Origin of the sequence: Luteimonas dalianensis, from assembly GCF_049339425.1 — a bacterium.
GTDB classification, from domain to species: Bacteria; Pseudomonadota; Gammaproteobacteria; order Xanthomonadales; family Xanthomonadaceae; genus Luteimonas; species Luteimonas dalianensis.
This window is the reverse complement of sequence record NZ_JBMPPO010000009.1, coordinates 20771-33988: the sequence shown is the minus strand read 5'-3', so window position 1 is coordinate 33988 and position 13218 is coordinate 20771. Positions and strand designations below refer to the sequence as shown.

General features: G+C 69.7%; 16 protein-coding genes, 1 tRNA gene and 1 pseudogene. 12 read left to right on the top strand and 6 right to left on the bottom strand.

Translation table 11 applies throughout. The features are described from left to right. Positions 1-3: 3 nt before the first annotated feature. On the bottom strand, positions 4-816 hold the full coding sequence (locus ACOZ90_RS13435; RefSeq protein ID WP_422894154.1) for a fused MFS/spermidine synthase: 813 nt from the start codon (positions 814-816) through the stop codon (positions 4-6). Between the two features lie 140 nt (positions 817-956). Between ACOZ90_RS13435 and ACOZ90_RS13430 the strand changes: the two genes are divergently transcribed. Continuing rightward, positions 957-1700 carry a creatininase family protein gene (locus tag ACOZ90_RS13430; protein ID WP_422894153.1) on the top strand — a complete coding sequence of 248 codons (744 nt, stop codon included), beginning with the start codon at positions 957-959 and terminating at the stop codon, positions 1698-1700. 92 nt (positions 1701-1792) lie between these two features. Then, positions 1793-3163: an alanine/glycine:cation symporter family protein gene (locus ACOZ90_RS13425; RefSeq protein ID WP_422894152.1), complete on the top strand. Its 1371-nt coding sequence runs from the start codon at positions 1793-1795 to the stop codon at positions 3161-3163. A 42-nt stretch (positions 3164-3205) separates the two neighbouring features. On the opposite strand, the gene ACOZ90_RS13420 is transcribed toward ACOZ90_RS13425, so the two are convergent. Continuing rightward, positions 3206-3472, bottom strand: coding sequence for a DksA/TraR family C4-type zinc finger protein (locus tag ACOZ90_RS13420; protein WP_422894151.1), 267 nt, complete (start codon positions 3470-3472; stop codon positions 3206-3208). Between the two features lie 165 nt (positions 3473-3637). Between ACOZ90_RS13420 and ACOZ90_RS13415 the strand changes: the two genes are divergently transcribed. The 10 genes and pseudogenes from ACOZ90_RS13415 (at position 3638) to ACOZ90_RS13370 (ending at position 10777) form a co-directional block, all read left to right on the top strand. Next, positions 3638-3955, top strand: coding sequence for a DUF2388 domain-containing protein (locus tag ACOZ90_RS13415; RefSeq protein ID WP_422894150.1), 318 nt, complete (start codon positions 3638-3640; stop codon positions 3953-3955). Then, positions 3955-5790, top strand: a complete 1836-nt coding sequence (locus tag ACOZ90_RS13410; RefSeq protein ID WP_422894149.1) for a DUF7844 domain-containing protein — start codon at positions 3955-3957, stop codon at positions 5788-5790. The genes ACOZ90_RS13415 and ACOZ90_RS13410 overlap by 1 nt, the downstream gene beginning before the upstream one ends. Positions 5791-5863: 73 nt before the next feature. Further along, positions 5864-6904 carry a type VI secretion system protein TssA gene (tssA, locus tag ACOZ90_RS13405; RefSeq protein WP_422894148.1) on the top strand — a complete coding sequence of 347 codons (1041 nt, stop codon included), beginning with the start codon at positions 5864-5866 and terminating at the stop codon, positions 6902-6904. A gap of 59 nt (positions 6905-6963) precedes the next feature. After that, on the top strand, positions 6964-7557 hold the full coding sequence (locus ACOZ90_RS13400) for a cysteine dioxygenase family protein (RefSeq protein ID WP_422894147.1): 594 nt from the start codon (positions 6964-6966) through the stop codon (positions 7555-7557). Between the two features lie 45 nt (positions 7558-7602). After that, positions 7603-7689: transfer RNA gene (locus ACOZ90_RS13395), tRNA-Leu, on the top strand. A gap of 367 nt (positions 7690-8056) precedes the next feature. Further along, positions 8057-8404, top strand: a pseudogene (locus ACOZ90_RS13390) (DUF1428 domain-containing protein); the annotation flags it as partial. Beyond that, positions 8402-8767: a DUF1428 domain-containing protein gene (locus ACOZ90_RS13385; protein ID WP_422894196.1), complete on the top strand. Its 366-nt coding sequence runs from the start codon at positions 8402-8404 to the stop codon at positions 8765-8767. The pseudogene ACOZ90_RS13390 and the gene ACOZ90_RS13385, both read left to right, overlap by 3 nt. Before the next feature lie 10 nt (positions 8768-8777). Then, positions 8778-9272 carry a VOC family protein gene (locus ACOZ90_RS13380; RefSeq protein ID WP_422894146.1) on the top strand — a complete coding sequence of 165 codons (495 nt, stop codon included), beginning with the start codon at positions 8778-8780 and terminating at the stop codon, positions 9270-9272. Then, positions 9265-9930 (top strand): dihydrofolate reductase family protein, encoded by a 666-nt coding sequence (locus ACOZ90_RS13375; protein WP_422894145.1) that lies wholly within the window; start codon positions 9265-9267, stop codon positions 9928-9930. The genes ACOZ90_RS13380 and ACOZ90_RS13375 overlap by 8 nt, the downstream gene beginning before the upstream one ends. Positions 9931-9985: 55 nt before the next feature. Further along, complete coding sequence (locus tag ACOZ90_RS13370) at positions 9986-10777, top strand: NRDE family protein (protein WP_422894144.1); 792 nt, start codon at positions 9986-9988, stop codon at positions 10775-10777. A gap of 17 nt (positions 10778-10794) precedes the next feature. Here the strand turns inward: ACOZ90_RS13370 and ACOZ90_RS13365 are convergent, their stop codons facing one another. From ACOZ90_RS13365 to ACOZ90_RS13350, 4 genes are all read right to left on the bottom strand, one after another. After that, positions 10795-11241: a hypothetical protein gene (locus ACOZ90_RS13365; protein WP_422894143.1), complete on the bottom strand. Its 447-nt coding sequence runs from the start codon at positions 11239-11241 to the stop codon at positions 10795-10797. Positions 11242-11481: 240 nt separating this feature from the next. Beyond that, entirely contained in the window at positions 11482-11925 is a 444-nt protein-coding gene (locus ACOZ90_RS13360) for a hypothetical protein (protein ID WP_422894142.1), read from the bottom strand. 13 nt (positions 11926-11938) lie between these two features. Beyond that, positions 11939-12133, bottom strand: a complete 195-nt coding sequence (locus ACOZ90_RS13355) for a PspC domain-containing protein (RefSeq protein ID WP_422894141.1) — start codon at positions 12131-12133, stop codon at positions 11939-11941. A gap of 16 nt (positions 12134-12149) precedes the next feature. After that, complete coding sequence (locus ACOZ90_RS13350) at positions 12150-13217, bottom strand: class III poly(R)-hydroxyalkanoic acid synthase subunit PhaC (protein ID WP_422894140.1); 1068 nt, start codon at positions 13215-13217, stop codon at positions 12150-12152. Position 13218 lies beyond the last annotated feature (1 nt).

The following is a 13218-nucleotide window of genomic DNA, read 5'->3' as shown; positions in this document are numbered from 1 at the left end:
GGTCTACCGCGCGCCGGCTTCCTCCAGCGCCTGCGCCAGCCGTGCGAACGCCGGGCCGAGCTGGCGGCGGGCCTCTTCCGGCAGTCCATCGAGCACGGCCCCGGCATCGACGGATCCACCCGGCAGCGCGTCCTGCGTCCACGCAAACGCGACCCGGTTGCTCATCTTTGTTTCCTCCAGCACCACCATCCTGCCGCCGAAGCTCCGGCCGATCAGCTCCAGGTGCGCGGTGGAGCCGGCGCTGAACAGGTTCACCGACATCACCCCGCCCGGCGCCAGCGCGTCGCGGCAGTCGTCGTAGAACTGCTGCGTGGACAGCGCGGCCGGGATGCCGTGCTCGTCGTAGCCGTCCACCAGCAGCAGGTCGTAGCTGCCGCGCCTGGACTGCAGGAACTGCGCGCCATCCCCAAGGTGAACCTGCAGGCGTTCGTCATCGTCCGGAATCGCGAATCTGCGGCGCAGGGCAATCACGGCGGGGTTGTTCTCGACCACCTCGATCCGCGCCCGCGGCAGGTGCCGGTGGCAGAACTTGGCCTGCGAGCCGCCGCCCAGCCCGACCATGCCGATGCGTTCCGGGTCCGGCCGCAGCAGCAGCGCCGCCATCATGGTGCGGGTGTAGTCGATCAGCAGCACGTCCGGCTCGGCGGTGAGCATCCGGCTCTGGGTCTGCTTGCGACTGAACTGCAGCGAGGTGTAGCGGTCGTAGCGGCGCACGAACGGCTTCACCAGGCGCTGGCCGTTGGCGTCGCGGACCACGCCCAGCATCTGCGCCAGCCGCGCCGCCAGACCGGTGCCGTTGCTGTTTTCTGCTGCCATCCGCGCCGCGTCCCGCCCAGGTGAGCCGACCAGCGTAGCGCAGGCAGGCGCCTATCGCACGGTGGTTGGATGCGATGCCTTTGGACCCGTATCCGGTGGCGGGCTAAGCTGGCTGGTTCACACGTCCACATGGTGACCACATGCGCCTGCAGCTTTGCACCTGGCCGGAAGTGGAGGCCCGCCTGGCCCGCTCCACCGGCATCATCGTCCCCATCGGGTCCACCGAACAGCACGGCCCCAACGGCCTGCTGGGAACCGACGCGATCTGCCCCGAGGTGGTGGCCGAGGCGGCCGCCGAGCGCATCGACGCGCTGGTGGCACCGACCATTTCAATTGGCATGGCCCAGCACCACCTGGGCTTCCCGGGCACCATCTCGCTGCGCCCGGACACGCTGATCGCGGTGGTGCGCGACGTGGTGCAGTCGCTGGCCCGGCACGGGTTCCGCGAGATCTATTTCCTCAACGGCCACGGCGGCAACGTCGCCACGGTGCAGGCGGCGTTCGCGCAGTACAACGCCGAGGCCAGCTTCTCGGGCGTGGAAGGCCCTGGGCCCCGGCTGAAGATCGCCAACTGGTTTGCCGGCAAACGGGTTGGAGAGCTGTCGCAGGAGCTGTTCGGCGAGGGCGAAGGCAGCCACGCCACGCCGTCGGAGATCTCGCTGACCTGGCACGCTTACCCCGACTGCGCCCAGCCGATGGAGCTGGAGCCAAGGCGCGCGCCCAAGGGCCCGATCGGCGATGCCTTCGACTACCGCCGCCGCTTCCCGGACGGGCGCATCGGCTCGGATCCGTCGCTGGCCAGCGTGGAGGCCGGCACCCGGCTGTTCGAGGCCAGCGTGGAGGACACCGTCGAGGATTACCGCGCCTTCATCGCCGCCGGGTAGGCGTTCCGGGGCATACGCGCGCACTCCGGCATTGTTAAGGTGCGGACTCTCGCCGCGCCTGCGCGGCCGGCATCCAGCAAGGGGATCGCGTGATGGAGCAACTGCAAGCCGTACTCGACCAGATCAGCTCGTTTGTCTGGGGGCCGTTCCTGCTCATCCCCCTGCTGCTGCTCACCGGCCTGTACCTGACGGTACGCCTGGGCGGGCTGCAGTTCCGGATCATCGGCCACGCGCTGTGGCTGGCGCTGGTGCGGCGCAGGGAGAACTCCACCACCGGCGACGTTTCCCACTACCAGGCCCTGGCCACCGCCCTGGCCGCGACCATCGGCGTGGGCAACATCGCCGGCGTGGCTACCGCGATCGGCATCGGCGGGCCGGGCGCGCTGTTCTGGATGTGGGTGACCGGCCTGGTCGGCATGGCCACCAAGTATTCCGAAGGCCTGCTGGGCGTGAAGTACCGCCAGGTGGACGCCAAGGGCGAGCAGAGCGGCGGCCCGATGTACTACCTGACCAACGGCATCGGCGGGGCCTGGGGCAAGGCGCTGGGCGTGGCCTTCGCCCTGTTCGGCGCGATCGCCGCGTTCGGCATCGGCAACATGGTGCAGGCCAACACCGCCGCGGCCCAGCTCGAGGCCACCTGGAACATCTCCCCGACCTGGAGCGGGCTGGCCATGGCGGTGTGCGCGGCGGCGGTGATCCTGGGCGGGATCAAGAGCATCGCCCGGTTCGCGGCCAGCGTGGTGCCGCTGATGTGCGTGCTGTTCATCCTCGCCAACCTGCTGGTGCTGACGGTGTTCGCAGAACGCGTGCCCGATGCGCTGGCGACGGTGTTCACCGATGCGTTCAGCGGCACCTCGGCCGCCGGTGGCTTCGCCGGCTCGGCGGTGATCCTGGCGATCCAGATGGGCGTGGCCCGCGGCATCTTCTCCAACGAGTCAGGCCTGGGCACCGGCGCCATCGCCGCCGCCTCGGCCCTCACCGACCAGCCGGTGCGCCAGGCGATGGTATCGATGACCCAGACCTTCATCGACACGCTGATCATGGTGACCCTGACCGCGCTGGCGATCATCGTCACCGGGGCGTGGGCGCAGGAAGGCCTGGCCGGCGCGCCGATGACCGCCTGGGCGCTGGAGCAGGCCATGGGCGGCGGCTGGGGCAACGTGACCATCGCGGTGGGGGTGCTGGTGTTCTCCTTCACCACCCTGCTGGGCTGGTGCTACTACGGCGAGCGCTGCATCGAGATGCTGGTGGGGCGCCGCGGGGTGATGCCCTACCGGCTGGCGTTCTCGCTGGTGGTGTACGTGGGCGCGGTGCTGTCGCTGGAGATGGTGTGGACGTTCTCCGACATCGCCAACGGCCTGATGGCGCTGCCCAACCTGATCGGCCTGCTGCTGCTCTCGGGCGTGGTGGCGAACGAGACGCGCAAGTACTTCGCCAATCCGGACTGGCGCAAGGCGGAGTAGTTCGCGGGCGGCCGGGAGCATGGCCCCGGCCTGCCGCGACGGTCAGCGCAGCTGGCTGTCCTTGCTGCCGCGGCGGTTGTAGCCGCCGTCGGCGGCCTCCTCGGCGTCGCGCTGCTCCTGGCAGGCCACGCACAGGCGCACGCCGGGCACCGCCTTGCGCCGCGCCTCGGGAATCGAGGCGTCGCATTCCTCGCAGTGCGTCAGGCCGGGCCCCTGCCGGAGCCGGCTGCGCGCACGCTTGATGCCGTCCTTCACGGTGGCGTCGATCTGATCCTGAACCGCGCCGTCGCCCGCCCATCCGGTTGCCATTGCACTTGCCTCCAAAAACAGATGCCGCCGCGGCACTGTGCCGCGACATGACTGAATATCGGGACGATGGGCGGTGCGGACAAGTCCCCGCAACCGGGATCGGTTAGGCTTGCAGCGCGCGCCCGGGCCGGTCGCGCTTCCCCACTGCATCCGTCGGACACCCCCATGCTGCGACCCATCCTCACCTGCGCCCTGTTCATCCTCGCCGCCCCCGCCCTGGCGAGCAGCTTCGCCGGCACCACCGCCGGCTCCGCCGCCGGCGGCTCGTCGGCTTCGAGCGGCGCCACCTCGGGCTCGACGTCGGGCAACGACAAGGTGGTGCTGCAGGCGCGCGAGGACGCGGCCGGGTTCGTCGCCAGCGAAGGCCGCATCCGCGGCGCCCACCTGGAGGCGGCGCTGCGCCACCTGCGCGAAAACAGCGCCGACGACAAGGTGCGCGCGGCCAGCGACATGGCGCTGGCGAAGGCCATCCTGGCCCTGTGATGCCGCGCCGGCGGCGGTGGCCGGCGGTCGCGCTGGCGCTGCTGCTGTCCTGTGCCACAGGCGTATGCGCGGCCGCGCCCGCCTTCGAGCTGGACGACACCGGGCTGGACGCCCGCCAGCTGGACGCCAGCCGGCTGCTGCTGGAGGAGGCGGTTGCGCGCCTGCCGGCGTCGTGGACGCAGTCGCTGCCGCAGCGGATCCGGGTTCAGTGGCGCGACGACCTGCCGGCCGGCGTGCACGGGCGCGCGGTCGGCACGCGCATGCTGCTGCCAGGCCCGCTGCTCGATGACTGGATGGCGGACGCCGCTGCGGCGGACGACGACGGCAGCCCACCCGCCGCACTGGTGGCGGTGATCCACGAGCTGGCCCATTTCCACGACCGCAGCGACGCAGGCGGCCTGTCCGGCGACGACCGCCTGCTCGACCTGGCCGGCTGGCAGGTGCGGCCGTTCCGGCTGCTGCCGCGGCTGGGCACCAACGCCTTCAGCGAGCGCAGCCCCGACCGCTACGAGCTCCAGGAGCCGGCCGAGTTCGTAGCGGTGAACCTGGAACACTGGCTGCTGGATCCCGAATACGCCTGCCGCCGCCCCGCCCTGGCCGCCTATTTCGATGCGCATTTCGAACACGCACCCGGGCAGGCCGGCTGCGCGCCGGGCCTGCCCTTCCTGGATCCGGGCGCCGAGGCCGCCGACGCACTGCTGGAACTGGATCCGGAGCGGGTCTACGAGGTCGACTACCTGCTGGCCGAAGGCAACGAGCGCTTCATGAGCCGCTGGGGCCACAGCATGCTGCGGCTGGTGGTGTGCGCGCCCGGCCGCCCGCCCGGCCCGGACTGCCGCCTGGATCTGCCCCACCACCGCGTGCTCTCGTTCCGCGCCTTCGTCGGCGACGTGCAGATCTCGAACTGGCGCGGGCTCACCGGCTCCTATCCGTCGCGGCTGTTCGTGCTGCCGCTGGACCAGGTGGTGGAGGAATACGCCCGCGTCGAGCTGCGCGGGCTGGTCTCGCTGCCGCTGCGGCTCTCGCCCGACGAGGTCGCCAGCCTGCTGCAGCGCGCCGCGCGGGTGCACTGGAGCTACGACGGCAGCTACCGCTTCATCGGCAACAACTGCGCGGTGGAGACCTTCAAGCTGCTGCACGACGGCGTGCCGCGGCTGGCCACCGAAGACCTCGCCAGCATCACTCCCACGGGGCTGATGCGGCGGCTGCGGCAGCGCGACCTGGTCGATGATGCGGTGCTTGCCGATCACGCCGAAGCGGTTCGGCTGGGCTATCGCTTCGAGCCGCTGGATGCGTACTACGCCGAACTGTTCCAGAGCGCGCGCCAGTCGCTCGGTCTGCCGCAGGCGCGGGTGGAGGACTGGCTGCAGCTGGATCCCGGCCAGCGCACGCCCTGGCTGCAGCGCGCCGACCTGCGCTCCGGCGCGGCGCTGCTGCTGCTTGAACAGGCCGCCCTGCGCCGCCAGGAGCTGCTGGCGCGCGACGAACTCAAGCGCCGCTTCCTCGGCCGCGGCGCCGATGCCCCAACCGCCGGCGATGCGCTGGCCACCGCGCGCGAACTGCTCCAGCTCGAAGGCGCCCTGACCCGCCCGGCCTCGCTGCTCCCGGACGCTGGCTACGGCCTGCCCCAGCACGCTGAACGCGGCACGCTGCGCGAGCGCGCCGCCACGCACGTCGCCCGCTGGCAGCACGACGGCGAACAGCTTCAGCGCCTGGCCCGGCAGTGGCTGCCACCCGCGCGGCAGGCGACGCTTGAGGGTGGCGAGGCCAACCTCGCCTTGCTCGGCGAGCGCCTGCGCACGCTCCACCGCGAAGACGCCGGCCTGCAGCTGTGAGCCCGCGCGCCGCTGCCCCGCAGCGCCGGGCTGTGTAAGATTCGTTCCCCGACCCGACAACCGAGCACCCGCCATGCTGGAACTGGATGACCTGCTGGCCCCGATCTCCGACGACCGCCCCGCAGGCGAAGACCTGTCGTTCTCCGCCGAATTCGACGCGATCCAGGAAGCCCGTCGCGCCGACGACCCCACCCTCGACCAGGGCGAGTGGGTCACCGACATCAAGTACGCCGACTGGACGACGGCCGCCAGGCTGTGCGACGAGCTGCTGCGCACCCGCACCAAGGATCTGCGCGTGGGCGCCTGGCTCACCGAAGCCAACGCGCGGCTGCACGGCTTCCCCGGCCTGGCCGGCGGCTTCCGCACCCTGGCCGGCCTGTGCGACCGGCACTGGGATCAGGTGCACCCGCAGGATCAGGACACCGAGCACGAGGAGCGCATCGGCAACTTCGGCTGGCTGCTGGCCAACGCGGTGCAGTGGATCCGCGCGGTGCCGATCACCCAGGCACCGCAGGGCCGCTACGGGCTGGGCGATTTCGAAGCCGCGCACGCGCGCGGGAGCGAGGACAGCGGCAGCGACCAGCCCGGCCTGGACGTGCTGGAAGCCTCGCGCCGCGACACCCCGCACGGTTTCTACATGCAGCTGATGGCCGAGGTGCCCGACTGCCGCGCCGCGCTGGAGGAACTGCAGGCGGCGGTGGACGCGCGCCTGGGCACCGAAGGCCCCAGCTTCACCCCGGTGCTCGACCAGCTCGACCACCTGCAGCGCACCGTCACCCGCTTCGCCCGCGATGCCGGCGTGCTGGTGGACGGGCAAGCCGGCGATGCCGGGGCCGCGCCCGATTCGCCTGCCATGGTCGGTGAGGCGCCGGCCGGCAGCGGCGGCCCGATCACCTCGCGGCGCCAGGCACTGGCCCAGCTGCGCGAGGTGGCCGAATTTTTCCGCCGCACCGAGCCGCACAGCCCGGTCGCCTACCTGGCGGACAAGGCCGCCAGCTGGGGCGAGATGCCGCTGCACGTATGGCTCAAGCGGGTGATCAAGGACGACACCATCCTCTCGCAGATGGAGGAAATGCTGGACGTCGACGGCGGGCAGGAGCAGTTCAACGGCTGACCCGGCCGCATGTGGCGCTGCAGCAAGCGCCGCCGCAACCGCGACGTAGAATGCCGGACATGAGCCAAACCACCCTGCCCGACACCCCCTTCCAGGGCCGCGACCTGCTGGTCGCCGCGGTCGATGCGGCCCTGGCCGCGGGCGACGAGCACGCCGTGACGGCCGCGCTGCGCGAGGCCATGTGCAAGGTGATCCGCGACCCGGGCGTACGCCTGCCCGATTGCGTGCACCGGCCGATCGCCGACCACTACGCCCGGCGCGAGCTCTATCGCAGCCCGGTTCACGGCTACAGCATCGTGGCCATGACCTGGGGCCCCGGCCAGGGCACTCCCCTGCACGACCACTGCGGCCTGTGGTGCGTGGAAGGCGTCTGGGAGGGCGAACTGGAGATCACCCAGTACGAACTGCTGGAGCGCGACGGCGAGCGCCACCGCTTCCGCGCCGCCGGCGGCATGCGCGCCGGCCCCGGCAGCGCCGGCAGCCTGATCCCACCGCACGAGTACCACACCATCCGCAACGCCAGCCCCGACCGTATCGCCATCTCCCTGCACGTGTACAAGGGGCCGATGGAGCAATGCAGCAGGTTCGTGCCGGTGGACGACGCGTGGTTCGAGCGCACCAGTGCCGAACTCCGGGTTGACCGGGCCGCCTGAATCCCGTTCCTCGGCGCTTCCACGGCCGCTATACTGCCCACCCGCGCCGAAGTGGCGGAACCGGTAGACGCAGCGGACTCAAAATCCGCCGGTAGAAATACTGTGTGGGTTCGAGTCCCACCTTCGGCACCAGCGCCACGGTCATCGACAGCAGCTTGCGCATGGCCGAGACCGCCTACAGCGGCCGCATCGGATCGTGCAGCGGCGATCACACTGCCCAGCAACCCATCCCCTGGAAAACCGGCCCGGCCTCCAGGCCCCATCCGGTCAGCGCATGGATCTGTAAGCCTGCCGGCGTCGACAGCCCGCGCCGACGCACGTTCGGACGAACTCCAGCACAAGCGCGGCTCCGCAGGCATCGTCATGCCACCACCCGACCCGGCCCTCATCTTCACTACTTTTTTATGACTTTGCAGTTGTTTTTTATAACCAACTGCTACAAGATGTCCAGCACCGGGCACCGTCTGTGACCTGGCCCCACCCTCTGCAGGAGCATCCCATGACCTACGTACAAGGCCTCGTGGCCGCGGTTCCCTCCGCCAACCGGCAGGCCTATCTGGAGCATGCCCGCCTGGCGGCACAGCTGTTCAAGGAGTTTGGCACCACGCGTTCGGTCGAGGCCTGGGGCGACGACGTGCCCAGGGGCAAGCTCAACGACTTCCATGGTGCGGTCAAGGCTGGCGAAGACGAAACCGTGGTGTTCAGCTGGATGGAGTACCCGGACAAGGCCACCCGCGACGCGATGTTCGAGAAGATGATGAGCGACCCGCGGATGCAGGCGCTGCCGGAAATGCCGTTCGACGGCAAGCGGATGATCCTCGGCGGCTTCGATCCGTTCGTCGACGTGGGCAACGGGCGCGGCGGCTACTTCGACGGCTACCTGCTGCCCGTATCGGCCGGAGATCGCGAGGCCTATCGCGACCATGCGCAGAAGTGCGCCGGGATATTCCTCGAGTACGGCGCCCTGCGCGTGCTCGAAGCCTGGGGCGACGACGTGCCGGACGGCAAGGTCACCGATTTCAAGCGCGCGGTGCTGGCCGCAGACGGCGAGAGCATCGTGTTCTCGTGGATCGAATGGCCATCCAGGCAGGTACGCGACGCGGCCTGGCCGAAGCTGATGAAGGATGAGCGCATGATGCCGGACGGCGGGATGCCCTTCGACGGCAAGCGCATGGTGTATGGCGGCTTCGAACCCCTCCTGGACGACTGAGGAAACGACGATGACCGAGATGATCACCTGCCTGTGGTTCGACCACGGCCAGGCCCGCGAGGCGGCGGAATTCTATGCCGCGACCTTTCCCGACAGCCACGTCGGTGACTCCATGCATGCCCCTGCCGACTACCCCGGCGGCAAGCATGGCGACGAACTGACGGTCGAATTCACCGTCCTGGGGCGCCGCTTCCTGGGCCTGCATGGCGGTGCGCAGTTCAAGCCCAGCGAGGCCGTCAGCTTCATGGTGGTGACCGGCGACCAGGCCCAGACCGACCGCTACTGGCACGCCATCGTCGACAACGGCGGCAGCGAAAGTGAATGCGGCTGGTGCAAGGATCGCTGGGGATTTTCCTGGCAGATCACGCCGCAGGCATTGCTGGAGGCAACGACCGACCCCGACCGCGAAGCCGCCGCCCGCGCGATGCAGGCGATGATGACGATGAAAAAGATCGACATCGCCGCGATCGAGGCGGCGCGCCGGGGAGACCCCGGCCATGCGTAGGGTGATCGGCGGCGTTCTCATCTCCGTCGACGGGGTCATCCAGGCGCCCGGTGGCCCCGACGAGGATCCCACCGGGGGCTTCCGCTTCGGAGGTTGGGCGGCCCCGCACTTCGACGACACGCTGTCCGGCTTCCTCGGTGAAGTCATCGACACCCCCGAGTACGACCTGCTGCTCGGCCGCAGAACCTACGAGATTTTCGCGGCCCACTGGCCTTTTCAGACAGACGATCCGATCGGGCGGAAATTTGATCGCATCCGCAAATATGTGGTCACCAGGACGCCGGATCTGTTGACCTGGAAAGGCTCGCAGGCGCTGGTCGGGAACCCGGCAGAAACGGTCGCCGAACTCAAGCGCGGTGACGGCCCCGACCTGCTGATCCAGGGCAGCAGTGAACTGTACCCGGCCCTGCTCGGCGCTCGGCTGGTCGACCGCCTGTTCCTGATCACGCTACCGGTGATCCTGGGCCGCGGGAAACGGTTGTTCTCCGGTGCTGCGGCGCCGGCCGGGCTGACCCTGGTCGATCATCGCATCGCCTCGACGGGGGCAGTCATCACCGTCTACGAGCAGGCGGACGAGGTAGCGACCGGAAGTTTCGCCAGAGAAACGCCGAGCCCCGCCGAACTCGCAAGGCGCGACAGAATGAAGCGCGAGGCATGAGCCCATGACCTTCGAAACCCGGTCGATCCGGCAGCGCGACTGATAGAGTCGGGCCATGTGCCTGATCGCCCTGGCCTGGAAGGCCCATCCACGCTATCCGCTGGCGATGATCGCCAACCGCGACGAGCTGCACGCGCGCCCGACCGCGCCGGCCGGCTTTGATCCGCAGGCGCGACATGTCTATGGCGGCCGCGATCTGGTCGCCGGCGGCGGCTGGCTGCAGGCGTCCACCTTCGGGCGCCTGGCGGCGGTCACCAACGTGCGCAACGGGCTCTCGCCGGAAGAGGCGCCGCGATCACGCGGCTCGCTGGTGCGCGACTTCGTGCGCGCAGGCGACGGCGCGATGGAAGCGGTGCGCGCGCTCGAGGGCGAGTCGGCGCAGTTCGGCCCCTTCAACCTGCTGCTGTGGGACGGGCGCGAGCTCGCCTTCGCCAGCAACCAGCCGCGGGCGCAGCACGCGCCGGTGGCGCCGGGCATCCACGCCATGTCCAACGGCGCCTTCGACGCGCCCTGGCCCAAGAGCATGTTGGCCACCCGCGCGCTGGAGGCGTGGATCGAAGCGATTCCGGACACCGCGGCTGTCGCGGACAGCCCGCCGGACATCGAACCGCTGTTCACCGCCCTGGCCGACAGGGGCGTCGCCCCCGACGAGACCCTGCCCGATACCGGCGTGGGCATCGAACTGGAGCGCACGCTGTCGCCGCCGTTCATCCTGGATCCGCGCTACGGCACCCGCTGCAGCACGGTGGTGCTGGTGGGCGAAGGCGGCATCCTGTTTGCCGAACGCCGCTTTGACGCGGACGGCATGCCAACGGGCGAGTCCTCGACGGTACTGCCGACCGCTTGAAACGCCGCCGCCGCGGATCAGCGGTTGACGATCACGCAGGGGACGGTGGCATTGCCTTCCACCAGCTGCTCCCAGCCGCCGGGCACCCGGTTGACCACGGTGCCGTTGACGCACGCGGCCGGCGCGCCGTCGCGACGCGCGCTCATCGAGTCGGGAAGCTCCAGGACACCGTCGCGGCGGGAAGGCTCCCCTGCCCCGGCGGTGTCTCCAGCCGCCGAACCCGTGCGCGACGCAGCGGCCGGTGCCGGCTCAACTGGCGGGGCGGCAGGCGCCGGCTCGGCGTCATCTGTCGCATCTGCCGCATCCGCCGCGTCGTCGCCGCCGGCCTGGGCGGTCACCTCGCCACGATCGAACACGATGCCGATGGCATGGCGGATCGCGTCGGCCGCCAGCGCGCCCACGATCACGGCCAGGGTGACGGGGATGAAGAAGGACCACGGCGGGACATCATCGCGAACGCTCATCGTGCCGGCCTGCTGAACTGGGCTTCGAGCCTAACGCATCGCGCGCCGCCGGGCACCGCCGCGCGCCACAAAAACAGAAGGCCCAGTCTTCCGGGTTTGACCCCGGATGGCTGAGCCTTCCTTTGTCGAAGCTGTTGCGTTCCGGCTTTCGCCTTCCCGCTTTTTCTTCGACGGTTCCACCCTATCGAAGTCGTTGTTACCGGCGCGTAAAACCAGGCGACCGTTCGTCGGCAAACCGTCTTACGCCCACGGCCACCAGCCGCGGCCGGTCAGCGCGTAGCGGTCGGCCGCCCGCTCGAAGCGGTTGCGCACGCTGATCCCGCCGCACAGCAGGTACAGCGGCAGGAACAGCGGCCCCAGCACCATGTACTGGTAGACGTGCGCACGCTCATGGTCGCCCAGCCGCACCTGCGGCTGCACGCAGTGCCCGGCCCTGTGGGCGTAGGTCATGCAGGCGCGATCCAGCGACTGGCCGGTATGCACGATCACGTTGCCGAAGGTGATCGCCCCGCCCGGCCCCCAGGGCCATCGGCGGAACACCACCGCCAGCTCGCGCCGATCCAGCCGCATGCGTGCGCCGAGCGGAACCCCGGCAAGGCCCAGCACCAGCCCGAGCAGCGTATTCGGCAGCGTCCACAGCATCCCCAGGACGCGCAGCGCGATCATCCCGGGCCCTGCCGCCATCCCGTGCCCCTGCTCAGTCGCCTTCCGGCATCAGCAGCCACAGGATCAGGTAGACCAGGATGCCGGGGAACGCGGCCGAGAGCACCGAGCCCACCACGTACACCACCCGCAGCACGGTCGGGCTCCAGCCGAAGCGCCGGGCGATGCCGCCGACCACGCCGGCCAGCACGCGATCCTCGACCGTGCGCGAAAGCGTCGGCTTGCTCATCGTGTATCCCTCCCGCTCAAGAGCGCTCGGCCAGCCACTCGTGGATTGCCGTGGGCACCTGCTTCTGCGCCCGGCCGGACACGTAGATGCCGATGTGGCCGCCGCGGAAGGAAAGCTCGGAGTAGTCGTCGGTGCCGACCAGATCCTTCAGCGGCCTGGATGCGCTGGGCGGCACCAGATGGTCGTTCTCGGCATACACGTTGAGCACCGGCATCTCGACCAGCCCCAGGTGCACCTCCCGGCCGCCGATGTTGATGCCGCCCTGGACGAAGCCGTTGCCCTGGTAGAACTCCTTGACGAACTGCCGGAACGCCTCGCCGGCCTGGTCGGGCGAATCGAAGATCCACTTCTCCATCCGCAGGAAGTCCTCGACCGCCTTCCTGTCATCCAGGATGTCCACCAGCCCCACGTACTTCTGCACGAAGTTGCGCCACGGCTTCAGGGTCAGGTAGCAGTAATTCATCATGTCCGCCGGCACGTTGCCCAGCGTGTCCACAAACAGGTCGACGTCCATGCCGCGCGTCCAGTTCGAGAGCATGTTGTCTTCGGTGTGGAAGTCCACCGGGGTGACCATGGTCACCAGGTTGCGGATCTTGTCGGGATGCAGCGATGCGTAGCACAGTGAAAACGCGCCGCCCTGGCAGATGCCCAGCAGGTTGACCGCGTCCACGCCGTAGCTTTCGCGCAGGTGGTCGACCGCGCCGCCGATGAATCGCTCGATGTAGTCCTCCAGGGTGAGGAAGCGATCCGAGCGATCCGGGTAGCCCCAGTCGATGATGTACACGTCCTCGCCCAGCGCCAGCAGGCCCTTCACCAGCGAGCGATCCTCCTGCAGGTCGACCATGTAGGGGCGGTTGACCAGCGCGTAGCTGAGCAGCAGCGGCACCTTGGCGGTTGGCGCCTTCTCGCCGATGAAGCGGTACAGCACGGTTTTGCCGTCGCGCCAGACCTCCTGCCTGGCGGTTGCGCCATAGTCGAAGTTGCCCACTTCGCGCAGCGTCTGCAGGCCGGCGCCGAGCTTGCGCTGCACGTGGGCGGCCTCCTGGGCCACGCGGTCGATCCCGATGTTCAGCGGTCCGTACATG

Excerpts from the sequence above, each read along its gene's own strand:
- ACOZ90_RS13355 (WP_422894141.1), bottom strand. The coding sequence starts at position 12,133 with ATGAGCAAGCCGACGCTTTCGCGCACGGTCGAGGATCGCGTGCTGGCC.
- ACOZ90_RS13410 (WP_422894149.1), top strand. The coding sequence starts at position 3,955 with ATGCCGCGCCGGCGGCGGTGGCCGGCGGTCGCGCTGGCGCTGCTGCTG.
- tssA (WP_422894148.1), top strand. The coding sequence starts at position 5,864 with ATGCTGGAACTGGATGACCTGCTGGCCCCGATCTCCGACGACCGCCCC.
- ACOZ90_RS13365 (WP_422894143.1), bottom strand. The coding sequence starts at position 11,241 with ATGAGCGTTCGCGATGATGTCCCGCCGTGGTCCTTCTTCATCCCCGTC.
- ACOZ90_RS13380 (WP_422894146.1), top strand. The coding sequence starts at position 8,778 with ATGACCGAGATGATCACCTGCCTGTGGTTCGACCACGGCCAGGCCCGC.
- ACOZ90_RS13370 (WP_422894144.1), top strand. The coding sequence starts at position 9,986 with ATGTGCCTGATCGCCCTGGCCTGGAAGGCCCATCCACGCTATCCGCTG.
- ACOZ90_RS13350 (WP_422894140.1), bottom strand. The coding sequence starts at position 13,217 with ATGTACGGACCGCTGAACATCGGGATCGACCGCGTGGCCCAGGAGGCC.
- ACOZ90_RS13430 (WP_422894153.1), top strand. The coding sequence starts at position 957 with ATGCGCCTGCAGCTTTGCACCTGGCCGGAAGTGGAGGCCCGCCTGGCC.
- ACOZ90_RS13360 (WP_422894142.1), bottom strand. The coding sequence starts at position 11,925 with ATGGCGGCAGGGCCCGGGATGATCGCGCTGCGCGTCCTGGGGATGCTG.
- ACOZ90_RS13375 (WP_422894145.1), top strand. The coding sequence starts at position 9,265 with ATGCGTAGGGTGATCGGCGGCGTTCTCATCTCCGTCGACGGGGTCATC.
- ACOZ90_RS13435 (WP_422894154.1), bottom strand. The coding sequence starts at position 816 with ATGGCAGCAGAAAACAGCAACGGCACCGGTCTGGCGGCGCGGCTGGCG.
- ACOZ90_RS13425 (WP_422894152.1), top strand. The coding sequence starts at position 1,793 with ATGGAGCAACTGCAAGCCGTACTCGACCAGATCAGCTCGTTTGTCTGG.
- ACOZ90_RS13415 (WP_422894150.1), top strand. The coding sequence starts at position 3,638 with ATGCTGCGACCCATCCTCACCTGCGCCCTGTTCATCCTCGCCGCCCCC.
- ACOZ90_RS13400 (WP_422894147.1), top strand. The coding sequence starts at position 6,964 with ATGAGCCAAACCACCCTGCCCGACACCCCCTTCCAGGGCCGCGACCTG.
- ACOZ90_RS13420 (WP_422894151.1), bottom strand. The coding sequence starts at position 3,472 with ATGGCAACCGGATGGGCGGGCGACGGCGCGGTTCAGGATCAGATCGAC.